The sequence below is a fragment of the Clostridium punense genome, assembly GCF_017874425.1.
GTDB classification, from domain to species: domain Bacteria; phylum Bacillota; class Clostridia; order Clostridiales; family Clostridiaceae; genus Clostridium_J; species Clostridium_J punense.
The window spans coordinates 47,907-72,733 of sequence record NZ_JAGGLL010000020.1 but is presented as its reverse complement, the minus strand read 5'-3'; the positions used below and the strand labels follow the sequence as shown (position 1 = coordinate 72,733).

At 30.8% G+C, this 24,827-nt stretch carries 21 protein-coding genes and 1 pseudogene; 17 read left to right on the top strand and 5 right to left on the bottom strand.

The features are described from left to right. Positions 1-35: 35 nt before the first annotated feature. Positions 36-656 carry a class I SAM-dependent methyltransferase gene (locus J2Z44_RS13300; protein ID WP_021285340.1) on the top strand — a complete coding sequence of 207 codons (621 nt, stop codon included), beginning with the start codon at positions 36-38 and terminating at the stop codon, positions 654-656. Positions 657-831: 175 nt separating this feature from the next. Here J2Z44_RS13300 and J2Z44_RS13295 read toward each other — a convergent pair whose 3' ends face one another. Next, positions 832-1,590, bottom strand: a complete 759-nt coding sequence (locus J2Z44_RS13295; RefSeq protein WP_021285341.1) for a ZIP family metal transporter — start codon at positions 1,588-1,590, stop codon at positions 832-834. A 364-nt stretch (positions 1,591-1,954) separates the two neighbouring features. Further along, positions 1,955-3,655, bottom strand: a complete 1,701-nt coding sequence (locus tag J2Z44_RS13290) for a methyl-accepting chemotaxis protein (RefSeq protein WP_209649657.1) — start codon at positions 3,653-3,655, stop codon at positions 1,955-1,957. Between the two features lie 392 nt (positions 3,656-4,047). On the opposite strand from J2Z44_RS13290, the gene J2Z44_RS13285 reads away from it, so the two are divergent. Both J2Z44_RS13285 and J2Z44_RS13280 read left to right on the top strand, forming a co-directional pair. Beyond that, the gene (locus J2Z44_RS13285; RefSeq protein ID WP_021285344.1) at positions 4,048-4,278 is read left to right on the top strand and encodes a heavy-metal-associated domain-containing protein; all 231 of its coding nucleotides are present in this window, start codon (positions 4,048-4,050) and stop codon (positions 4,276-4,278) included. Positions 4,279-4,322: 44 nt separating this feature from the next. Further along, complete coding sequence (locus J2Z44_RS13280; RefSeq protein WP_021285345.1) at positions 4,323-4,601, top strand: hypothetical protein; 279 nt, start codon at positions 4,323-4,325, stop codon at positions 4,599-4,601. 218 nt (positions 4,602-4,819) lie between these two features. Here the strand turns inward: J2Z44_RS13280 and J2Z44_RS13275 are convergent, their stop codons facing one another. After that, positions 4,820-6,046 (bottom strand): IS256 family transposase, encoded by a 1,227-nt coding sequence (locus J2Z44_RS13275; RefSeq protein ID WP_021285346.1) that lies wholly within the window; start codon positions 6,044-6,046, stop codon positions 4,820-4,822. 350 nt (positions 6,047-6,396) lie between these two features. Beyond that, the gene (locus J2Z44_RS13270) at positions 6,397-7,086 is read right to left on the bottom strand and encodes a TIGR01906 family membrane protein (protein WP_021285347.1); all 690 of its coding nucleotides are present in this window, start codon (positions 7,084-7,086) and stop codon (positions 6,397-6,399) included. A 363-nt stretch (positions 7,087-7,449) separates the two neighbouring features. Between J2Z44_RS13270 and J2Z44_RS13265 the strand changes: the two genes are divergently transcribed. The 11 genes from J2Z44_RS13265 (at position 7,450) to J2Z44_RS13215 (ending at position 17,835) form a co-directional block, all read left to right on the top strand. Next, on the top strand, positions 7,450-8,142 hold the full coding sequence (locus J2Z44_RS13265) for a response regulator transcription factor (RefSeq protein ID WP_021285348.1): 693 nt from the start codon (positions 7,450-7,452) through the stop codon (positions 8,140-8,142). After that, positions 8,143-9,519, top strand: coding sequence for a sensor histidine kinase (locus tag J2Z44_RS13260; RefSeq protein WP_209649655.1), 1,377 nt, complete (start codon positions 8,143-8,145; stop codon positions 9,517-9,519). Positions 9,520-9,973: 454 nt separating this feature from the next. Continuing rightward, positions 9,974-10,147 carry a hypothetical protein gene (locus J2Z44_RS13255; protein WP_021285352.1) on the top strand — a complete coding sequence of 58 codons (174 nt, stop codon included), beginning with the start codon at positions 9,974-9,976 and terminating at the stop codon, positions 10,145-10,147. 219 nt (positions 10,148-10,366) lie between these two features. Further along, on the top strand, positions 10,367-11,083 hold the full coding sequence (locus tag J2Z44_RS13250) for a hypothetical protein (RefSeq protein WP_021285353.1): 717 nt from the start codon (positions 10,367-10,369) through the stop codon (positions 11,081-11,083). Between the two features lie 258 nt (positions 11,084-11,341). Next, positions 11,342-11,608, top strand: coding sequence for a metal-sensing transcriptional repressor (locus J2Z44_RS13245; protein WP_021285354.1), 267 nt, complete (start codon positions 11,342-11,344; stop codon positions 11,606-11,608). A 25-nt stretch (positions 11,609-11,633) separates the two neighbouring features. After that, complete coding sequence (locus tag J2Z44_RS13240) at positions 11,634-14,093, top strand: heavy metal translocating P-type ATPase (protein ID WP_021285355.1); 2,460 nt, start codon at positions 11,634-11,636, stop codon at positions 14,091-14,093. A 56-nt stretch (positions 14,094-14,149) separates the two neighbouring features. Beyond that, on the top strand, positions 14,150-14,365 hold the full coding sequence (locus J2Z44_RS13235) for a heavy-metal-associated domain-containing protein (RefSeq protein WP_021285356.1): 216 nt from the start codon (positions 14,150-14,152) through the stop codon (positions 14,363-14,365). Positions 14,366-14,781: 416 nt separating this feature from the next. Then, positions 14,782-15,201 carry a DUF2680 domain-containing protein gene (locus J2Z44_RS13230; RefSeq protein WP_021285357.1) on the top strand — a complete coding sequence of 140 codons (420 nt, stop codon included), beginning with the start codon at positions 14,782-14,784 and terminating at the stop codon, positions 15,199-15,201. Between the two features lie 74 nt (positions 15,202-15,275). Beyond that, positions 15,276-15,497, top strand: a complete 222-nt coding sequence (locus tag J2Z44_RS13225; RefSeq protein WP_021285358.1) for an SHOCT domain-containing protein — start codon at positions 15,276-15,278, stop codon at positions 15,495-15,497. 236 nt (positions 15,498-15,733) lie between these two features. Continuing rightward, entirely contained in the window at positions 15,734-16,435 is a 702-nt protein-coding gene (locus J2Z44_RS13220) for a response regulator transcription factor (RefSeq protein ID WP_021285359.1), read from the top strand. Further along, positions 16,435-17,835, top strand: a complete 1,401-nt coding sequence (locus tag J2Z44_RS13215) for a sensor histidine kinase (RefSeq protein WP_209649653.1) — start codon at positions 16,435-16,437, stop codon at positions 17,833-17,835. Before J2Z44_RS13220 ends, J2Z44_RS13215 begins: the two co-directional genes overlap by 1 nt. Before the next feature lie 292 nt (positions 17,836-18,127). On the opposite strand, the gene J2Z44_RS13210 is transcribed toward J2Z44_RS13215, so the two are convergent. Next, positions 18,128-19,918: an urease accessory protein UreH domain-containing protein gene (locus J2Z44_RS13210; RefSeq protein WP_209649652.1), complete on the bottom strand. Its 1,791-nt coding sequence runs from the start codon at positions 19,916-19,918 to the stop codon at positions 18,128-18,130. Between the two features lie 502 nt (positions 19,919-20,420). On the opposite strand from J2Z44_RS13210, the gene J2Z44_RS13205 reads away from it, so the two are divergent. From J2Z44_RS13205 to mef(A), 3 genes and pseudogenes are all read left to right on the top strand, one after another. Further along, entirely contained in the window at positions 20,421-21,203 is a 783-nt protein-coding gene (locus tag J2Z44_RS13205) for a hypothetical protein (RefSeq protein ID WP_021285364.1), read from the top strand. Between the two features lie 641 nt (positions 21,204-21,844). Next, positions 21,845-22,168: a DUF1016 N-terminal domain-containing protein gene (locus tag J2Z44_RS21585; protein ID WP_021285365.1), complete on the top strand. Its 324-nt coding sequence runs from the start codon at positions 21,845-21,847 to the stop codon at positions 22,166-22,168. A gap of 979 nt (positions 22,169-23,147) precedes the next feature. Next, positions 23,148-24,358 (top strand): annotated as a pseudogene (mef(A), locus tag J2Z44_RS13195) (macrolide efflux MFS transporter Mef(A)). Positions 24,359-24,827 lie beyond the last annotated feature (469 nt).

Below are 24,827 nucleotides of genomic sequence, written 5' to 3'. Positions count from 1 at the left end.
ATTTATGGCTGCATAACTTTTATGGGGGTGTATCTATGGACAATTTAAGAAACAAAAAAATATATAAAAAATGGTCTAAAATATATGATAAGTTTTTTGGCAGCAGTATATTTAATAATCAAAGAAAATTAGAAATTGATCTTTTAACATTAAATCCAGAAGATAAGGTTTTATTTATTGGCGTAGGAACAGGTGAGGATTTTAAGTTTTTACCAAAGGGAGTGCAAGTTACTGGAGTAGATATAACTGAGGAAATGCTAGAAGTTGCAAGGAAAAAGGCTGATACTCTTAATCTGGAGAAGGCCAATATATTAAATATGGATGCCATGAATTTAAGCTTTCAGGATAAGGAATTTGATTATGTTATTTTAAATCTTATTTTGTCTGTAGTTCCAGATGGGAATAAATGTTTAAAAGAAGCTTACAGAGTATTAAAACCAAATGGAAAAATTGCAATATTTGATAAGTTTGCTGGTGAGGAACAAAAGAAAAGTGTAGTAAAAGCCTTGTTGAATAAATTAACTACATCCCTTGGAACCGATATAAATAGAAAGTTTTCACAAATATCAAGTGGCATAAATTTAAAAGTTCTTGAGGAAAGGAACAGCATATTTGGAGGCATGTATAAGATTATGATACTTGAAAAAGCTGATTAAATATGTGCTATAATCCCAATTGAATCTAATATATGCTATAAATTTTTCTAAGTATAAATAAACACAGAAGAAAAACTTACACTTAATTTTGAATAAGAAATTTTCATAACTTTATCCATAAAGAGGTTGTCTCAAAACTGATCGTTGAGACAACCTCTTTGAGTTTTTTTATAGGTTATTTTCCAAGAAAAGAAATCATTAAAATTCCAGCAATCATTCCCAAAACATTTCCTACAGTTGAGAGCTTACCTTTCCAAATTTCCATTGAGCTTGGTAAAGTCTCTCGATAAATAATATAAAGTATCATGCCACCAGCAATTGCAAGACTAAAACAAATAACCAGCGGTGAGAGAGTACCTAATAGTGTACCTAGTACTGACCCTAATCCCATAGGCAAAGAAGTAATCATTGAAAAGGCTAGAAGCATAGCGGTATTAGATTTATACTCTCTAAGAAGTATGCCTAATGTTAAACCTTCAGGAATTCCATGAATCACCAATGCTAAAGCAAGGTGAAAACCTTTTGTAGAATTACTGCAAAATAGAGAACCAAAGGCTATACCACCAGGAATATTATGAATTCCTATTCCAATAGCCATTAACATAGCAGCCTTAAAGTACCTATGATTTATTCGTGAAGAGGTATGTTCATGATTATGTTCTAATTCGCTATCAAGTAATACAGAAATGATAAGTCCAAAGGTAATACCTATTATACCAATATATACACTTCCAACTTCAAAGGACTCTGGCAATAAATCAAAGCACACAATTGCAAGCATTAGTCCACCAACAAACCCAAGTAATGTACCTTTAAATCTTTTGCCACGTCTTTTTACAAAAGAAGAAAGTAACATTCCAGTAAGTAGCCCAGTAAGTGAAATGATAAAACCTAATGTCCCCATAGTAAGTGTTGAGATAAAAATGTTATTCATATATACTCCTAAGAATTAATACATAAGTATTTTATGAGTAGCAGAGCACCTATATGACTGAATAATAGATATTAACATGAGTTATAAGAAAGGTACAGATAATAATCAAGTTAAGTAGCAAACCACTTTAGATTGCTATATTTTTTATTACAGTCTCAAGTACCTTTATATCAGTAGAAGATATAAATAGCTTTTCATTTTCCTATGGCTTAAATTTTGTTTTATTTGCCTATATATGCTGGGGACTAGTAAACAACTTACTAGAAAGTTATCTATTAACTGGAAAACAATATCACCACTATATTTTAGGATAAAAACTATGAAAGTATTGTATTTTTAATTGAAATTATTAAAAGTACAGAGTTTAAAGATTAACTTTAAAATATTTTACCATGGAATTTAAGCTTTCTGTCAGTTTAGATAAATTTTCTGTGGTGGAAGTAACCTCTTGAGTAACTGCTATTTGCTCTTCAATTATAGAATTTATATCACGAGAAGCATCATAAAGTAATTGAGTATTTTCTACTATGTTATTCATACTATAGGAAATACTACTTGTTGATGTAGCTTGATTAGATGCTTGATATGATATTTCTTCAATTTGTTTAACTAAAATATTCATATTATCTATTATTAAATTAATTATATTCTCAGTATCATTTGCTACTAAAGAACCTTGTTTTACTCTTTTTTCTGTTATTAAAATATTTTCAACTGAAATTTTTGTTTTTATTTTAACATCTAAAATCATCTTTTCTATGCTTTTGGTAGCAGAGGCGCTTTCTTCTGCCAGTTTTCTTATTTGGTCAGCAACCACTGAAAAGCCTCTACCATGTTCTCCAGCTCTAGCTGCTTCAATAGTTGCATTTAATGCTAACATGTTTGTTTGTTCAGCAATATCAGTTATCATTGAAGTGATATTACCAATACTACTAGATAGAGTTTCTAAATCATTTATACTAGTTTTAACTTTTTTTGTTGCCTCTTCAATGTCACTCATTGTAGAAACTGTAATATCAACAGAATCCTTGCCTTTGTATGCATGCTCTTTAAAAGTTAAGGAGTTGTTTTTTGCTTCTTTAGAGAGAAAAGAAACTTTATCTGAACTTGTAGAAATTAATTTAATATTATTATTAGTTTGTTCCACTGCTGTAACTATACCTTGTATATTATGGGTTACATTTACAGTTTTTTCTCCAATTTCATTAGTTACTTTATTTGTATTTTCCATTGCAGCCGCCAATTGGTCACTACCAGTATTGACCTCTAAGGAGGTGGCCTTAATTTTGGTTACAATATTTTCAAGTTTTTCTCCAGTGTTATTTAGTGCTTCTGTTAATATTCCTAACTCATCCTTAGACTTTATAGTTAAATTATCAGTCAAATCCCCTTGAGATAAATTTTTTGCAAAACTTATGCTTTTACGTAGCGGGGTTATAATAGATGATGAAATTACTATTGTAAGAACAATACTTACAATAAATGCTGAGAAAGAAGATAAAAGTACTAATCTTACTATCTTGGAATATATAGACATACTATTGTTATATTCTATCTTCGATTGCTCTACATTGTTTTTAGTTATAATGGTGATTTCATCTTCAATACTTTTAAAAAGTTTAGAATTTTCCGCAGAGAGAAGTAGAGCCTCAGAGCTTTTATTATTCATGCTCAACTGGATAATTTTAGATTGTTGACTTTGAACTTGCTCAATATTTTTTATTATTGAATCAATTTTATCTTTATCAGTTGCATGATGCATTTTTTTATATTCTTGAAGATTATTGAAAATTCCATCTGTATAGTATTCATCTAAATGCATAATATGCTCTTGTTTTTCCTCTAAAGTAGTAGACAAGAGCACATTTTTTTCTGCCCTTTGTACATTGGCAATGTTATATTGAGCATCTTTTATATAATTAATTGCATTTGTTTGTGTATAGATATTTTCTACATTATAATTTATTTGCTTCATTTCATATAAACCAACAGCTGATAATAAGAGCATAAAGAGTAGAATGGTTCCAAATGCAAAAGATAATTTTATTCTTATACTTAATTTCACTTTAATTCCTCCCATAGAAAGTTCTAACATAAAATTTTATTAACAACTAGTTATCAGTAACTTGTAAACTTTTATTTATAGAAACTATATATTCTGTGGCATCTGCACAGTTTTTAGCCAAAATTCAAGTTTACTTAAGTAAATCTATTTTCTCAACTAGATTGTAATTAATAAAATAGAGCAATTTAAATTCCTCCTTTGTAAAAAAATATTCTATGATTTCCACATAAGGTAATTATATACAAAAGTTATGTAGATAATATAAAGAGGTAAAATATTTACTTGTTCTTAGAGAAGGGATATTTTTCACTTAATAGATTAACTCTGAATAGAAGCTATCTTCATTTTATCTTCATATGGATGATATACAATTAAGAAAAGGAGGAAAGAAGATGAAAAGTTATGTTACAAAGTTTAAGCAAAATAATATGCTTTGTCACAAATGCTTAATGAATGTAGTAAAAAGTCTCAGTGGGCTTAAAGGGTTGGAGGAATTTAATGTAGATTTGAATTCACAAAGTATAAAAGTTGTGTATAGAGATAAGTCCATATCTAAAGATGATATTAAATATATAGTCAATGAGTCAATTTTAACTGGCAAAGTGATTAAGTTAGTTCATTAAAATGAACTTTATTAAACTAATAAAAGCAAAAAGAGGTGTATATAATGAAATGTCACGGAGATAACAATGAAACAAACAAGAAGCATAGTCCAATAAAGCATATGCTTATGATGGTGCTTTGCTGTGGATTACCATTTTTAATCATAGGGGCAATACCATTACTGAATATTGGAGGAGGATTTAAAGCCTTGTTATTAACTATCTCTCCATTTATTTGTCCAATAATGATGCTATTTATGATTCCTATGATGTTTAAGAGCATGAAAGGTGGAAGTTGTTGTAGTGGAAAAGAAGGGGAGAGTAAGGAAATAAATAAAGCATAATATTTTTTAAAATAGTTTATTTGAGAACGTATATAGATTTGTGTAAAATATAATATTGAAGTTTATTTTTAATTGGAAATTACTATGGGATTATTTTCCTGTAGTAATTTTTTTATTTTATGGAAATAATAATAATGGGTTTTTATAAGTCTTTATCTTTATTATTTGTAATAATTTTATTATTATGCATTAATATACCAACAGTACAAGCTTTACTTTTATATGTGTTGATTAATTCTTTCCTCAAACATTATGCTTAATTGAGCCAAAGTACTACCCCAATTCTGACGTGGGGAGGTCCATTTAATCATTATCTGCTCAGTGGCTAGATATAAGGCTTTTCTAAGGGAATCATCTGTAGGAAATACTGTTCTTATCTTGGTAAACTTCCTTAGTTGTCTATTAAAGCCTTCTAGAGCGTTAGTGGTATAAATTATTCTTCTTATTTCTTGGGGAAAGTCAAAGTAGGTGGATAAGTTTTCCCAATTATTATTCCAAGATTGTATAACTATTGGGTACTTATCTCCCCATTTAGATTCTAAACTCTGTAATGCCTGACTTGCTACTGTTTCATTTATAGCTTGATATACTGCTTTTAAGTCCTTCATAAAAGTCTTAATATCCTTTGAAGCTATATATTTTATTGAGTTTCTTATTTGATGTATTACACAACTTTGTATATTAACTTCAGGAAAAACTGCTTTAATAGCTTCAGGAAGTCCTTTTAAGCCATCCATACATGCTAAAAGGATATCTTTAACACCTCTGTTTTTAAGATCATTGCATACAGATAACCAAAACTTCGCACCTTCCTGTTCACCAATCCAAATACCTAATATATCCTTGTAGCCCTTCATATCTAATGCCATGCAAATATAAGCAGCTTTGCTAACGATTCTATGCTCTTCTCTAACCTTAAAGTGAATGGCATCCATATAGACTATTGGGTAGATTGGGTCTAACGCCCTGTTCTGCCAAGCGGTAGCTGTATCAAGTACTTTATCAGTAATTTTGGATATCATAGATGGTGAGATATCTACCCCGTACAGTTCATCAATTTCTGATTTAATATCATCCACTGACATGCCTCTGGCGTAAAGCCCGATGACCTTCTTATCAAGTTCATTACACACAGTTTCATACTTTTTAACTATTTTAGGTTCAAATTCTGCCTTTCTATCTCTTGGAACATTTACCTCAACTTCACCAAAACTACTCTTTATATTCTTAGAACTATAGCCATTTCTGTAATTTTTATCTATAGAATTTTGCCTCTCATATCTTTCTCTACCCAAATGATCTTCCATTTCTGCTTCAAGAAACTGCTGAATTATTCCACCAAATAATTTCTGCATTAATCCATTCTTGCCAACTAAGTCCTCCATACTTTTGCACTTACTCAATTCCTTGTTAAGATCAATATCTGGTAATACTAATGGATTCATTTTTATTTCTCCTCTCAAAAATATATTATAGATATTATTTCCATCTTTACCAATCACACATGCATAAAAAGAACATCCACAGATTTGATTTACACAAATCTATGGATGCTCCCGTTTATTTATTTAATTACCATCATCCTTTCATTTTATAAAGTCACTCTTGGAGTTGAGTTAGCTAATTAATCTAATTCACACCAAGAGTGATTTTTATTTTTAATTGCATTCTCAGATTCTTTATTAATCCTTTGTAGTACGTCCTAGTTTTACATCAAAATTTCTATAACATATTAAGTAAAACCAGAGCAATCAAAACCTGCAGACGGTAAGATGGCAACGCAATCTATTCTAAGTTACTTAACTGAATATTTCTTTGAGGATACTTTTTTATAAACTAAAGTCAAGATTAAACTACTTAGAGCTATTAAAATTAAGATTAGTACTGCTGCATGAAAGAAAAATTCTTGAGGTAGTATATTAATTATGGGGTCAAAGTCAGGATCAAATTGCCAGTTTCCATTAGGAAAAAATATTTTATGAAATATCACAAAGCTTACATCAAAGTTAATTAAAAAGGCAGTCATTAGACCTAATGGCAACACTAATAAGGTTATGGAGGTTTTTCTTAAAATATTAAAATCTTTTAGTTTTACACTTGTCCATAGACCAAAGGTACTTATAATTAAAGATATAATAAGAAGAATATCAAAAGAAATAAATATATTCTTTACTTCTTTGAAATGAATTTCACCGACCTCTGAATAGGGTATTGATGGAAGGTTGAATTGCTGTATCTTTGGAATTAGTAAGTAGTTAATTACATAATTATAGTTTTTTATTATTTCCTCCTTGGTAAAGCCTGATAGCTTTTCAATGTTTAAATAGTCAATATCAAAATAGTATAATGGTTTAAAAAGTAAGGTTAATTTTACCGCTAAAGAGATAATAAATAGACTTAAGAATAGGGCAAATAATGATTGTATTAGTTTGTATTTTTTATTATTTCTGGTTTTCATTTTATGTAGAATATTTAGTAACTGCATTTTAAAACTCCTTATTTATAAATTTTTATTTCATTAATTAATATAAAGAATACATATGAAGATAATATGAAATAATAGAGACCTATTATTATAAAAATGGATACATTAAAGTTATTTCTATTAATTTCTTATTTCCTGTTGTAATATAGGCTTTTATGATTAGATTATATTTATTTATTCGCAATAAGACTTATGGAAACTAGGGTTGGTTTATGTCCAGATTTAAGCTTAAAACCTATTTCCTATCATAAAATCTTCATACAATCTTTAAAAAGAAATGCTAAAATTTTGATATGTTAAAAAATAATAGATTAGTAAAAGAATTTAAATTCTCAGAAAAAACTAATTTAGAGGTGAAGTAGTATGAGTAATATATTAATAATTGAAGATGAAGTTAGTGTTTCAGAAGTTTTAAGAGCTTATTTAGAGAAGGAAGGACATAAAGTAAGCACTGCAATCAGGGGACTAGAAGGCTTAGAACTTTTTGAAAGATTAGATTTTAAACTAATTATTCTGGATTTAATGTTGCCAGATATTAGTGGTGAGGAAGTGTGCAAAATCATTAGAGAAAAATCTAATGTTCACATTTTTATGCTTACAGCTAAAGGTGCTTTAAATGATAGAGTAGAAGGGTTAAATATTGGAGCAGATGAGTATCTAGTTAAACCCTTCAGTCCAAGAGAACTTACTGCAAGGGTCAATGCTTTATTTAGAAGATTAGATACAGAAAAAAAGGAAGATAAAGAAGAGCTTCTATTTGATGATGGAAGACTAACTGTTGACTATGATAAAAGATTAATAAAAATAAATGGAGAAGAGGTGTCCTTTACACCTAATGAATTTGATATTCTTTATACTCTTATAATTAATAAGGGAAAAGTTTTATCAAGAGAGCAGCTTATAGATAAAATTTTTGGAATTGACTTTGATGGGTATGATAGAACTGTAGATGTTCATATAAAGAATATTAGAAAGAAAATTGAAGAGGACACAAGAAACCCTAAGTATGTAATAACAGTAATAAAAGTTGGATATAAATTTGGTGGTGAGAGCTAAATGCAGACCATAAGAAAAAGACTGGGCATTTTGTTTGTTATAGCATCTATTTCAGCAATAATTTTAGTTGCTTTATTTGTTAATATGACTATAAGTAACAAGTTTAATCAGTACATGATAGAAACTCAGAAAAAAAGAGAAGAAAGAATAGTAAGTTATTTAGAGGAAATATATAAAAAAAATAATCAATGGGCATCTGATGCAGGTATAGAATTAATTCATGAAGCGGATATGAATAACTATTGCTTGACTCTTTTAGATGCAGATAAAAAAGTAATTTGGGGAATGGACCCAAGTGATATTAGTGATTTGTCCCACTTAAATTCAATGTATGTAAAGGATATGGGAATTTACACTTCAAAAGTTTTCGAGATAAAATCAGAAGGAAATGTAGTAGGGTATATAGATATTGGACAATATTCTTCAGTGCTTTTATCAAAGGAAGACGCAGAATTTAAGACCTCAATTAACACAAGTATTGTAGTCAGTGGTATTATAACTTTGTTCATAGTAATTATTATAAGTCTATATTTTTCAAAGCAGTTTTCTATACCAATTAAAGAAGTAGTAAATATGTCAGTGGAACTATCTAAAGGAAAGTTTGACACTAAATCTGTCACAGAAAGCAATATTGAAGAACTAGAAGACTTAAGACGAAGCATTAATATCCTAGGAGAAAAATTAAAGAACCAAGATTTACTGCGAAAGAGGTTGGTTTCAGATATTTCACACGAGATAAGAACACCATTAAATGTATTACAAAATAATCTAGAAGCAATGATTGACGGAGTTTTTCCAGTGACCGCAGAAAGACTTAACTACCTTAATGAAGAAGTAATGAGATTTGGGAAATTACTAGATAATCTAAATACTTTAAAGGATTTTGAGGAGGAGAGTATTAAATTAAATTTTGAACAGATACCTCTTGATACGCTGTTAAATGATGTATATAAGGAGTTTTATACCATTGCAGAAGCTAATCAGATTAAACTTAATTATAATATAAAGCCTAATGAAAAATATAATATAACTGGAGATAGAGATAAGTTAAAGCAGGTATTTATAAACTTATTATCTAATGCAATAAAGTTTAATAAAGCACATGGAAATATATCTATTCGACTGCTTACCGATGCTAAAAATATCATAGTAGAAATTGAAGATGATGGTATTGGAATAAAAAAAGAAGATTTAGATTTTATATTTGAAAGGCTCTATAGAGGAGATAAGAGTAGACATGAAATTGAAGGTAGTGGCATAGGTTTAACCATTGTTAAGAACATACTTCAGCTTCATTCTGCAAGTATTAGTGTAGATAGTAAGGAAGGAAAAGGATCTACATTTAAAGTATTCTTTAAGAAGTTTACAAGGAGTTAATTTTAATTATTTATAAATAAGCAATGATACTATTGAACTTAATAATTGTTTAGATTTTCATTCAAGTTGAAATAAATAAACTACTTTCCATTGACAACCATGTAATGTAAATGGAAAATTTATGAGAAAACTGCAAGAAGAACATGAGAAAGGTATGCATCACTACATGATGGACATGAAACACAAAATCATGAATAATCACTGTAATGAGAAGTAAGAAAATTTCAGGTAAGGTTAAAGATAAAGTTTTATAAAAATTTTATAATATAGAGAGAATAAATCTGGCCAGCATACATTAAGTATACTGGCCAATTTTTTTTATAACTAACATATTATCAACATAAGAAAAACAGTATCTTCATAACATCTTTATACTACCTTTATATTATCTTTATATACAAGAGTTAATATTATTCCATAGTGATTATTAAACTTTAAAAAGGAGAGTGGCAATATGATAAACATTATCAAATATTTATTTAATAAAAAATACAGAGAAGCTTATACACAAAGTGTAATTGAAAATTCAACTAAGGATTTTAAGGAATATGAAGAAGTATATAAAGTGATTAAGAGAGACAATTCGAAGGCTAGTCAGTATGCAAATAATCTAAGAAAATCAGCTTAATCAATATTCTTAAGCAGATTACTAATGTGTAAAAACAAATAGCATTTCAGTAGTTGATTAGTTTATAGGTCCTTTAAGGCATATAAAATCTTTGTTGGAAAAGATGTAGAAAAAAATCAAATTGCAAGAAGTTTCAGGATAGTATCTTCATACGGTCTTCACATGAATTAAATATGATATAGATACAACTTATACTTAGTTAAAGAGGAGATGAATTAAATGAACAGAAAAACAAAAATATTAACTTTAGTTATGTCATCAGTTATAGCTTTATCTGTAGCAGGGTGTAGCAGAACTTCTGCTGGAAGTAAGGATGCAGATAATGCGCTTGTAGCTTTTAACGAAATAGTAAAAGCTTATCCTGATAAAAAAGGTTTTCATAATGCCCTTCAGCATTGGGGATTTAAGCTTCCAACTGGAGAAAAGTTTGAATGGAGTAAAGATACTTCAGCAAACAAGGCAGACTACGCAATGGTAATGTTAGCAGACCCACTGATTAAAGCAGGTCTTGATGTAAACAAATTAGATAAAAATGAATGGTTGTTTGAACCTGCAGGTAGAGCAGAAGGAGAAGACTTACCTAATCGATTAATTAAACCTTATAATGTAAGTGATAAAAAACAAGATTCTAATGGTTCAGAGGATGCCATGAGAAGATTATTCAAAGCCGACTCTGACATTGTAAAGTATCATAAAGATTTACAACATTATAGATTAAAACTTGGTGAAGGAAATGAAGTTCAATGGACTGAAGAACTTGGATTAAATGATGCAGACATGATTTTTGTACTTAAGGCGGAACCCCTTGTAAAAGCAGGACTTGATGTAAATAAGCTTGAGGGTACAGGGTGGATGTTTAAAGCTGCCGGTAAGGACGATATGGGAATGGGAGAAAACCCAGACCAAATCATTCAGGTATACGACATAAAGAAATAAAATATTTCTTTATGTATTGACACCCCCCTAGGGGGTGGTGTACTATATAAGTATAGAAAGCTTAGTAAGTAATTTTTTCATATTAGTCCATTAATGGAAATTACAATAAAGCAATGATGATATGGACTAGGTCTATTTTATATAGTTAGGGAATCTGGAACATGGAGATTCCAAATTAATTAAAACTAAGTATTCGCAAAATAGACCAACATATAATAATTAATCTTTATGGTTAATATGTATGAAAGGAGATGAAGGATGAACGAGGAAAGAAACAAAGCCATGTTAGCATTAAAAATTTCTAAAGGTCAAATTGAAGGTATCATAAAAATGCTAGAAGAAGAGAGATATTGTATGGACGTATCAAATCAAATTATTGCCGCTCAAGCTCTTCTTAAGAAAGCTAATATGCTAATTTTAAAGCAACATATACACCATTGCGTAAAAAATGCAGTAAAGCAAGATAATGGTGAAGAGAAGATAGATGAAATAATAGAAATTTTGTCTAAGATAACAGATAAATAAAATAGTAACATGGGAGGGAAAGTAAATGGCAATTAAGTCATTAAAAATAGAAGGAATGACCTGCGCAGCATGTGCTAAAAACATTGAGAGAGCAACTAAGAAGCTGTTAGGGATTAATGAAGCAAATGTAAACTTTGCTACAGAAAAACTTAGTGTTGATTTTGATGAAAGTGTGGTTACAGTGCAGGACATACAAGGAGCTATAGAAAAAGCTGGATATAAGGCTTTAATTGAAGCAAGTAATAAGACTTTAAAAATACAAGGCATGACCTGTGCAGCCTGTGCAAAAACTATTGAAAAAGTAACTAGAAAACTAGATGGAGTTATTAGTTCAGATGTAAATGTGGCAACTGAAAAGTTAAGCATAGTATATGAACCTTCAAAAATAAGAGTGTCTGATATTAAAAAAGCTGTGGAAAAGGCAGGTTATAAAGCTATAGAGGACGAAGCTACAGTGGATGCGGACAAAGAGAGAAAAGAAAAAGAGATAAAACTCCTTTGGAAGAAGTTTGTAATATCTGCGATTTTCACAGTGCCGCTTCTTATTATAACCATGGGACACATGTTTGGTGAAGGAATTGGGTTTGTACTTCCTGAGATTATTGATCCTATGATGAATCCAAGAAATTTTGCGATGATACAGCTTGTGTTAGTTTTACCAGTTATGGTAGCTGGAAATAGGTTCTTTACTGTAGGATTTAAATCTCTGTTTAGAAGAAGTCCCAATATGGATTCCTTGATAGCAATAGGAACTTCCGCAGCCTTCCTTTATGGTATATTTGCTATAGTTCAAATTTTTGATGGAAATGTAGATTATGCTTATGATTTATATTTCGAGGCAGCAGGAGTTATTATAACCCTTATTCTTCTTGGAAAGTATTTAGAGTCAGTAACTAAAGGGAAAACCTCAGAAGCTATTAAGAAACTTATGGGCCTAGCCCCTAAAACAGCTATTATCATTAGAGATGGTAAAGAAATTGAAATGCCGATAGAAGAAGTTGAAGTTGGAGATATTATAGTAGTTAAGCCAGGAGAAAAAATGCCTGTAGATGGAGAAGTAGTACAAGGAACTACTTCTGTGGATGAATCTATGCTAACTGGTGAAAGTATGCCAGTAGAAAAGAATATTGGAGATAAAATAATAGGTGCTAGTATTAACAAGAACGGTACCATACACTACAAAGCTACAAGAGTTGGAAAAGATACAGCACTTGCCCAAATTATAAAATTAGTAGAAGACGCACAGGGATCTAAAGCCCCAATTGCAAAAATGGCGGACATAATTTCAGGTTATTTTGTTCCCGTAGTAATTTCACTAGCTATTTTATCCAGCCTAGCTTGGTATTTCATCGGTGGAGAGACAGGAATATTTGCCCTTACAATATTTATATCAGTACTTGTAATTGCGTGTCCATGTGCTTTAGGACTTGCAACCCCAACTGCAATAATGGTGGGTACAGGAAAAGGTGCAGAGTATGGAGTGCTTATAAAGAGTGGTGCAGCGCTAGAAACAGCACATAAAATTCAAACCATAGTATTTGATAAAACAGGAACTATCACAGAAGGTAAGCCAAAGGTTACAGATATAGTAGTTAATGGTGGAATAACTAAAGAGTATCTTTTACAACTGGCAGCTTCTGCTGAAAAAGGATCTGAGCATCCACTGGGCGAAGCAATAGTAAAAGATGCTGAAGAAAAATCGCTGGAGTTTAAAAAGTTAGATTTCTTTAAGGCTATACCAGGTCACGGAATTGAAGTTAAGATTGATGGTAAAGACATTTTACTTGGAAATAGAAAACTTATGATGGAAAGTAAGATATCTCTAGAAAACTTAGAGGATACATCTAATAAGTTAGCAAGTGAAGGAAAAACACCAATGTATGTGGCTATAGATGGAGCCATGGCAGGAATTATTGCTGTTGCAGATACTGTTAAGGAAAATAGTAAGAAGGCAATCGAAAAACTTCACAAAATGGGTATCGAAGTTGCCATGATTACAGGTGATAATAAGAGAACTGCAGAAGCAATTGCTAAGCAAGTAGGAATTGACAGGGTATTATCAGAAGTTTTACCACAAGATAAAGCAAATGAAGTGAAAAAACTTCAAGCTGAAGGCAAAAAAGTTGCCATGGTTGGTGACGGTATAAACGATGCACCAGCTCTTGCACAAGCGGATATAGGAATAGCTATAGGTTCTGGAACAGATGTTGCTATGGAATCAGCAGACATAGTTTTAATGAAGAGTGATTTAATGGATGTTCCAACTGCAATTCAACTAAGTAAAAACACTATAAGAAATATAAAAGAGAACCTATTCTGGGCCTTTGGATACAATACTTTAGGTATACCAGTTGCCATGGGAATTGTATACCTACTTGGAGGACCACTTTTAAATCCTATCATTGCTGCGGCAGCTATGAGTTTTAGCTCGGTATCAGTACTACTAAACGCACTTAGATTAAAGAGATTTAGGCCAGTAAGATAAAAGCTATATAGTATTACCAAGATTAATGCAAATATAAATATTAGGAGGAGTACAAAATGAAAAAAAGAATATTAATAGAAGGCATGAGCTGTAATCACTGTGTAAATCACGTTAAAGAAGCATTAAGTGAGTTGAATGGAGTATCAAATGTTGAAGTGAATTTAGCAGCAAAATACGCTGTCATAGAAACAAAAGATGACATAAAAGATGAAGATATTAGATTTGTTATTGATGATGCAGGATATGAAGTAACAGAAATACAAGAAGTTTAATAACCTTAGTAAAGGGACTTGGTAATTAAGATTACTAAGTCCCTTTACTTAGTGTACTTTTACTTTAAAACAATATTAGTTAATCAATATTTTATAATAATTCAAGAGGTCATATATTCACTTATTTGTTTTCAATGAGGATCTACAAAAAACGCTAAAAAGCAGTCAAATTAATCATCTGACTACTCTTTAACACAATGTAAATTATTATTAACTTAGTGAAATGTTAATCAATTTTGGGATGGGGTATTGATTAACTTTACTATACTTATATTGTAATACAAACATATGTAGATGCTATGAAGATAGGGTCAAGATATAATTTTATAAATACATTCATATTTGCTCCATGATTTAGTTTTATAATATAAACATAGACAAAGGAAAAATAAAGATAATTTCTAGGAGGAATAAATATGAATAAAAAGGTTATTGTATCAACATTGGTAGCTGCAGCATTAGTTACTTTTTCAGGATTTGCTTATGCAGCAGAACAAAATAATACAACACCAGAATGGTTTAAATCTATGACTGAGTGGAAAAAAGAACAAGTTAAAGAGCAAGTAGAACAGGGGACCCTTACTGAGAAAGAAGCAAAACAATGGAATGAAAATATAGAGGCAATGGAAGAATACCACAAAGAGAATGGCTTTGGCCCTGGTGCTTGTGGAACTAACACTAGTGAAGATGGAACTAATCAAAGTGTTGGGCGTGGAATGATGAAAAATTTTAAAGGGGATAGCAATTTTGGCCCAGGTATGATGGGAAACTTTAATAGTAATAGTAATTATAGCTCAGGAATGATGGGTAATTTTAATGGATTATCACAGAAATAGAAATGCTAAGCTATTATCCGAAGAGAATCCTAATTTGAAAAATAAAGAAGTTTTATATTGTAGGAGGTATAAATATGTTTGGATGTGGAATAGGATCAGGATGGTCATCATGGATGATAATACCCATGATGTTTAGATTTCTAATAATAATAGCGGTGATATACTTTGGAGTGAAACTATTTAGAAGTCACTTTACTAATAATAACTATGCTATAAAATTATTAGATGAAAAGTTTGCTATAGGAGAAATCAATGAAGAAGAATATGTAAAAAGAAAAAGTATTTTACGTAGATAATATGAGGTAGTAAAGTAGCTAGAGAGTTATCTCTAGCTACTTTAATGTAATAAAGAACATACTAGTTAACAGATATAAGGTTAATTATTTTCGTTGTATAATGATTAAAAAGAAAATAATTTTAAAAGATATATGAGGACTTAATTAATTGCAATTAAGTTATGAACACAAAGCAAATCGAAGGGAACTTAATTTGTAAATATGAAAAATTCCTATGTAATAATTTGGAGGAAACTATGAAAGAAAAGTTTAAAATATTAATTGTTGATGATGAGGAAAGAATATTGGAGGTTGTAAGGGCCTATCTCGAAAAAGAAAATTATGAAGTGACAACAGCATCAGATGGCGAAGAAGCTCTTAGAGTGTTTAAGATAGATACATTTCATTTAGTAATATTAGATTTGATGCTTCCCAAAATATCGGGAGAACAAGTTTGTTTTAAAATAAGAGAAACTTCACATGTGCCAATTATTATGCTTACAGCAAAAGTGGAGGAAGAGGATAAGCTAGAAGGGTTAGCAATTGGCGCTGATGATTACCTAACAAAGCCTTTTAGTGCAAGAGAACTTGTAGGAAGGGTAAAAGCACTTCTTAGAAGAGCATATAGGGAAGAAAGTCCTTTAGCTGAGCACTTAGTCTTCAATGATGGTGACTTAGAAGTAGATGTTCCCAAAATGAGGGTATTTAAAAAGGGAAATGAGGTTACTCTAACTCCTTATGAATTTAAGGTCTTAATATCATTATTAACTAATCCAGGACAAGTGTTCTCTAGGGAGCGGTTGGTGGAAAGGGCTTTTGGATATGATTATGAAGGTTTTGATAGGACTATAGATACCTATGTAAAAAACATAAGACAAAAAATTGAAAACAATCCCAAATGTCCTGATTATATCACCACTGTATATGGAGTTGGATATAGATTTGGAGGAAAACATTAATGAACATGTCTTTAAAGAGAAAACTTTCTTTAGGATTTTTAGCTGTAGTTATTTGTTCTTTAATAATTACAAGTTTAATTTCTAATTTAATGATAACTAAGAGATTTAACGAATATTTAGTTGAAGAGCATAGGGTGAAAATAAATGAAGTTGTAGCAGCAATTGAAGACATGTATTCTAAGAAAAATAAGTTTCAAGGATTTAAATATGATGAAATCAGAAGGTACGCTGAATTAAATGAATTATATATTGAAATAGTAGATATTAATGATAATAAAGTATATACCTCTGGAGATGCTCATCTGAGGCACAGGAATATGATGGAAACTATGATGGGTAGAGGAATGGGTCAGATGATGGGGAATATGGGGAGTTTAAACTTAGGAGACTATAAAGAAGAAAAGTTGATTATAAAAAAAGATAATGAAGCTTTTGGAAAAGTTACCATCGGATACTTTGGAACTTCTTACTTAAGTAATGCCGCTATAACTTTTAAAATGACACTAGGTCAATCCTTTATTGTATCAATGGTAATAACTCTTATTTTAGGTCTGGCAGTGAGCTTCGTTTTATCTAGACAGATATCAAAACCATTAGTGAAAATTAAAGAAATAGCAAATACCATGAGAACAGGAAATTTAACAGTGAGATCTAGCGTAAACACTAATACAACAGAGATACAAGAACTATCAAGTTCTATAAATTATCTTGCAGAAACCCTGCAGCAGCAGGAAGCACTTCGAAAAAGATTAACCTCAGATATGGCACATGAAATCAGAACGCCGCTTACTACTTTAAAAACGCATGTGGAGGCATTAATTGATGGTGTATGGGAGCCAACTAAAGAAAGGTTAGAGGTATTTTATGAGGAATTAGAAAGACTAACAAAGCTTGTTGATAATTTAAGAAACCTCTCTAAATTAGAAAAGCCAGAAATTACTATAAATAAAACAAGGCAAAATATTACTAAGGAAATAACGAAAGTTGTAGAAACCTTTATCCCTTTATATGAAAAGAATGAATTTCAAATTATAACCAATCTTCAAAATGACGTATATGCTTTAATGGATGTAGATAAATTCAAACAAATTCTTTATAATCTTTTATCTAATGCTTTTAAGTATCTTAGTATAGGAGGGCTAGTAAAAATTTCTCTATCAAAAATTAAAAATAAAGTAATTATTGTAGTAGAAGACAATGGAGAAGGCATTCCTGAAAAAGATTTACCTCATATATTTGAAAGATTTTATAGAAGTGATGTATCAAGAAATAAAACTACAGGTGGAACAGGTCTAGGGCTTACTATAACAAAGAACTTAGTGGAGGCTCATGGTGGTAATATTAGAGTTGAAAGTAAGGTTGGAACTTTTACCCGATTTATTATTGAGCTTCCAACATAAAGGTAATATTTTTAAAAAGCTAAAAAGTAGTCAAATTTATCATCTGACTACTCCTTAACACAATGTGAATTATTATTAACTTAGTGAAATGTTAACCAATTTTGGGATGGGGTATTGATTAACTTTACTATACTTATATTGTAATACAAACATATGTAGATGCTATGAAGATGAAGTGAATTATAATATATTTCTTTACTAAATTTAATATTTTCAGAAAAGTCTATAGAAAATGAAATTAAAAGGAATCTGGTTGGCTTACAGATTCCTTTTAATTATAAATATGAAAGTTTTATTTAATATATGTTTTACGGATTTCCTCTAAGTCAGCATTGTCTAGGTTATCTACCACTTGTATTATACCTAAAATAGAATCATCTTTAACTATCATATAAAATCCAGACTTATTAGGACTAAGTTCTATTTCATTAATACCTTTTTTCCCATCAAAAGAAGTAACTTCTTCAGTTGTAGTACCATCTAAAATATTAAATTCACTTTCTGCCTCATCAAAGTTACTTAAAACAAAGGTAACCTTTGTTTTTAAATTGCTCTCAGTGACAGCTATTAATGGCTGAAATTCATAACCAATACCATTGAATTTTGCAACTTGAGACTCATTAGCTTTAACAGCTTTATTTACTAAAAGTTCAGTTTTAGCTTTACTAATATCAGTGCCATAAATGCTTCGTTTTACTTCAGAGCCTGAGTTTGAACTAGAGGATGATTCTACACTGTCTAGGTTGTCTACAACTTTTATTTTTCCTCTTATCATTCCCATCCAACAGCTAAAGTTTATGTCTTTATCTCCCGGAGTAAACTCAATTATATTTTCACCACTCTTTAGTTTTTTTTCAACTTTTATAGATTGAGCTACAATAGCATTGTTACAAGAATTTATTTGTTGTCCATCAATTACCCATTTAACTGGAACTCCCTTTTGTACATATAATACGTTAGGGGTATAACCTCTGTTGCTAGCTGTCATATTAAGGGTTTGAACTCCATCTTTTATAATAGCCTTAGAACCATTATCACTAGGTGATTTGGTAGAATTACTTGAGCTGCTAGCATTGCTTGAAGTTCTGCTAGATAATCCTTCTGTTATATTTTCAACGGCTGTTAAGGGATTAAGGTTTATCCCTGCTAAGGTAAAGCCTCTGTTTCCCATAATAAGACCAAGGACTATAATTAAAACTCCACTAAACTTAAGAACTTTCTTTGTGTAACCTTTACTTAAAAGCCCCGATACTGCACCAAAAGTTAACATGAGAGGTACTGTTCCTAGGGAGAACATAAACATTGATAAAGCACCTTTTGTAGCACTGCCTGTCCCTAAAGCGAATAATTGCATGGTTTGAAGCGGACCACAAGGCATTAGTCCATTTAATAAACCTACTAAGAATGGGGTTCTAGGTTTATTTTTCACCTTACAAGAAGAAAAAGGTAACTTAATATTAAGTTTTCTAAAAGCACTAAAGCCAGTCATATTAAGGCCCATTATAATCATAAATGCACCAGCAAATATTTGTAGAGCAGATTGGGTGGCAATTGAAAGAGAGAATACTGAGCCAAGAGCACCAATTATTCCTCCCAAGACTGTGTAGGATACAACTCTACCTAAGTTATACATAAGTGCCGGTTCTATAGCTTCAAATTTATTCTTGCTTACTTTTGTTAAACTTTGAGAAAGCATTATTCCACCACACATGCCTACACAGTGAATGGAGGTGAGAACTCCAACTAGGAATAAAACAGCATATGATGCATTGGCAAGTTTAGCCTCCATATCAAATCCACTAGTTTTCATTCCAAGTAATACTATAGCAGCTACAACAATGAGTATTCCCATAAATTTGTAGTCATTTGAGTCTTCTGTATTATATCCAGCTTTTTTAACCGATGCTTTAATTTTGTCTAATTTACATTTGGTATCATCATACTCTATAACTGCATATTGGCCACTGTAACTAGCCTTAGCATAAATTACACCATCAATATGCTTAATGGCTTTTTCAACTCTGCTTTCGCATGAGTTACAGGTCATGTCGTAGACTTTAATTTTCTCTTTTTTAATACTCATAAATTCCCTCCTAGAAAGATATTTACACAGATAAAAACACTTTTTTACCTATGTGAATAAAAATAACTTGCTTTTTTATAAACTTTATAATGAGTGCTATATGGATTTTAATCTGCATTATTCAAAGGTTAAGTATTACTTTCCTTTTTATAGCACTTGACTAGTTGATCATCATTTTTTCAGAATTTAACTTAATAATAATGAAAGTATACAAAAATAATATGTTGATTATATGAAGAAATAAAAATAATTGAAATTTATGGAAGAGTTTTAGGTGATGATTTTCATTAGGGAATTTTAGACTTAGATAAAAAGGCATACTTCAACTGCGATTTACAATTTAATTAACAGGTACATTATCAACTACTTTCATATAAAAAATGTGCCCACATGGGATACTTTAAGTTAAAACCCAGCTAAGGTTTTAAGGAACAAGACTAAACTTCTTAACATAGTATATATTAGGGAGTAAAATCTCTAATAAAAATAAAAGGTGACAAATATGAAGAGTTTAAATTCTATTAAGAGCACTTCAAAAGATTATTTTCAAGGCAGGCAAGAAAAAATACAAGCTTTAACTGTTAACACTTGCACAGGTAATGAAACTGTGCTATTAATTCAAGATAATCCTTCTTGGGGATACAATTCTGTGACTAATGAACTTCAAGCACAAGGAGTAAATTTTTGCACCATAAGCTCAGACCAAATTGGCTCTATTAATTTATCTAGATTTAAAGAAATAATAATTCCATCTGCACAATTTGATAACTACTATGCGAATATAATGCCAAATGGAGTAATTCTAGCTTCTATTGAGGATTTTGTAAGAAATGGTGGTGTATTATCTGCAAATTTAGCTTGGGCTGAGTCTAGTGCTGCAGGTGCTACCTTTGTAGGGGGACTTAGGTATCAAGGAGATTACACTGATTACAACAATATAGCTAATAGCTCCCACCCTATAATTACCGCTGCACTTCCTTGCTTTGGTGGTAATTGTGGACAAATCCTAGATCAGGGTTACAGAAATGATTTAGATGGATGGAACTCATCATCCCACGGATATTTTACTAACTTGCCAGCAGGAACTGGAGTAATTCTTGTTGATGGGCAGAATAGACCAGTTATGATAGAATATCCTTACGGTAAAGGGACGGTTGTTGTAACCTTTTCAACTGTTGAGTGGCAATATGGATATGGTGGAAGAAAACTATTAGCAAATGAACTTGCTTATCAAAGTTATCTAGTAAGAAGATCATCTAGAGGACTCCTTGTTGAAGTAGAATAGAGTGTGATGCTATAGAGTATTAATTTAGAAAATCAACGTCTGGCTAATACAGACGTTGATTTTGATTATATAGGACATTCAACTTTTTTGCCTAAAAAAGTATCTGGGATGCCTTGTAATTGCTAGGTATTTAAAAGAACGTGTAAAAACAGGCATTTGTTGTTTAATTAACCTAAGGGTAATTAACAAATTATGGGAATAGCCTATTTTCTATCGTGAGTTTTTTTAGTTACATGTTTAGTAAAGTAATTTGAAGCAATTAGAGGTTCAAAGTATTGTTCAAATAGGGTAAGCTTGTATTAAAAATAAAATTGATAAACAGACTTTAATAGATATAATGCTAAAGGATCAATGAACCTTATGCTTCACAGTTTAGATAACCCAAATGTTAGATAAATGGATGCTCAATCAAAGATGTATGAAGAAGAAAATAAATATACCCTAATCCTTGTTAATCCTCCTTGATATTATATGATGTCACAAGAAGTTGTTGATTTAGTTGGAAATAAGTATGTATCAGTTGTAGCATTAAAAAGAGTTATTTTAAATCGGATAATACAAATTCCAGTAATGATACCGCCATTAGACATTCAATATCAATTTGCTTTTTTTGTAAACAACTCGATAAATTGAAATTTGAAATGGAAAAGAGCCTTCAAGAAATACAGAATAACTTTAATCCACTAATGCAAAAAGCTTTATTAGCTGTAAATAAAGAGCTTTTAATCCTATATTGGAATATAGGAAATATAGTACTAAAATATCAAGATAAAAAAGGTTGGGGAGCTAATGTAATTGATAATATTGCAAAAGAAATAAAAGCTGAGTTTCCAGACCAGAAAGGGTTTTCATCTAGAAACTTAAAGTATATGAGAAAGATTTCAGAGCAATATAAGGATATCAAATTTGTGCAAGAGTTACTTGCACAAATTACGTGGTATCACAACATTACTTTGCTTGAGTAAGTTAAAATATAGATAAGAGACTATGGTATATTGAAAAAACTATGAAGAATGGTTGGAGCAGAAATACTTTAGCACATCAGATTGAAAGTAATTTTTTTGAGAGACAAAATAATGACATAAAGATAATTAATTTTATGGAAAAGCTAGAAACACCCTATAACGTGGGAAGAAATAAGGGAGTTGTAAAGGTAATTATGCTGATAGGGGTGTTTAGCATTTAAAAGATTGATATAAAATTTATAATATATATGTAAAATATGGAAAGTAAAAAGGTATATTGAAATGAGAGCGTATCAAAAATATTGATGTCCTTGTTGTTGCTACTATACAGTTAAAGAACGTAAAGGGAAATTAACTAGTGAAACAAAGGATATGTTTGATATAGATTTGTTTTTTAGGATTATAGAAAAGGTAACTGTGTTTGATTTACATAAGATTGAAGTAACTTTGATTGATAGAACAGAGATTGAATGCGAAATTAAATAGTAATATGGATGCTGGCTAGGGTAATTATATATTACTTTTAACCAGCTTTATTTTATATTTTAAAAACACAAATTTATTGGTGATGAAATTGTTTTGAAATTTGGTAGTGCCAATACTTAGATACTAATTTCTTATATTAAATTTGAAAAGTTAAGTGTAGTTTGACATGAATACATTATTTATGATAAAATGATATAAATTTGTTGAATTGAAGGAGGACATATATCTATGTATTCAGTACGTTTAAGATAAGCAGGCAATAAAAAAGTGTTAAAAACATCCACAATGGTGGGCTTTTTTTGTTGTGTTTATTTTACGTATTATGACATGGATAGGGGGGAGTGTAGCTATTTGATGCTATGCGTTTTTTCTCTATGTCTTTTTAACGTTGGTATGCAGACTAAAGATTCCATTGCGGATTTTAGTCTGCATTTTTTATTGCCTAAAACTAATATGAAACCAACAATAAAAATGCAAGGAGAAATTTGATATGATAAAAGAAAATTTAAAATGGAAACGGTATTTTTTTACTATATGGACAGGACAGGTGATTTCACTTATTACTAGTGCTATCCTGCAAATGGCTATAATTTTTTACCTTACAGAAAAAACAGGATCAGCCATGGTACGTCAATTGCTTCATTAGTAGGGTTTTTGCCTTATGCAGTATTTGGTACTGTGATAGGTGTATTAGTGGATCGTTATGATAGAAAAAAGATAATGATTGGTGCTGATTTAATTATTGCTGCAGCTGGAGCAGTACTGGCTATTATTGCTTTGTATATGGAGATACCAGTTTGGATGGTTATGGTAGTATTATTTATCCGCAGTATTGGAACGGCTTTTCATTCCCCAGCGCTAAGTGCAGTTACTCCTCTTTTAGTACCAGAAGAACAACTAACTAAATGTGCTGGTTACAGTAAATCCCTGCAGTCTATAAGCTATATTATTAGTCCTGTTGCTGCGGCATTTTTATATTCTGTTTGGGAATTAAATGCAATTATAGCTGTTGACGTCTTGGGTGCTGTTATAGCATGTGTTATGGTTGCAATTGTACGCATTCCCAAGCTAAGTATAGAGCAGCAAAGTTTGAATCTAAATATTATCAAAGATATGAAAGAAGGATTTGCTGTTTTGAAAGAAAACAAAGGATTATTTGCATTACTACTTATAGGCACACTATATATGTTTGTTTATATGCCAATCAATGCGCTTTATCCTTTAATCACCATGGAATATTTTTCTGGAACACCTATGCATGTATCTATTACCGAAATTGCCTATGCCTCCGGGATGCTGGCAGGTAGCTTGTTGTTGGGGTTAATTGGTAAATTTAAAAAGAGAATCATATTAATGACTGCATCTGTTTTTATGATGGGAGCGAGTTTGACCATTTCGGGGTTACTACCCTCAAATGGATTTGTGTTTTTTGTTGTGTGCTGTGCAATCATGGGGCTTTCAGTTCCATTTTATAGCGGTGTTCAAACGGCTCTTTTTCAAGAAAAAATTAAACCTGAATATTTAGGACGTGTATTCTCTCTGACAGGAAGCATTATATCTTTAGCTATGCCACTTGGTTTAATCCTCTCTGGATTGTTTGCTGATAGAGTGGGTGTAAACCATTGGTTTCTAATATCAGGTGTTTTAATAATAGTTATTGCTATAATTTATTCTCTGGTGACTGATATTAAGAAATTAGATTAAATAGAAAATGAAAAATTTTGACGAGGTGGAACATTTATGTATTATATTTTCATATAGTCCTTCCTGCTTAAATCGCAGGATTTTCCCTGCGAACCAGTAAATGGAAATATACGATTTTAGACAGGAGGAAAAAAGATTTTGCACTTATGGAAAAACTTGGTGTTAATTAATTAGATGTGCAGACCATGAGCGGTGGTGAAGAAACAAGACTGTAAAATACTAACAGTTCGTTGCAGAACGCGAACCATTAGATCAGGCTGCTGAGGAAAAGCGAAAACAAGCACAAAAAATAAATCAGAAAGCTAAAGGTGCTGTTAAGAAAAACAATTCTGAATCTTGATAATGTGGCTGATATAATTTATGAAATCAAAGATAAGGGATTGAACTTAGTCTAATAATCATTGCATACTTTGTGTTTATAGACCAAAGGTATGACTGTGAAAGAGATTATTAGTTTTGTCTAACCTAC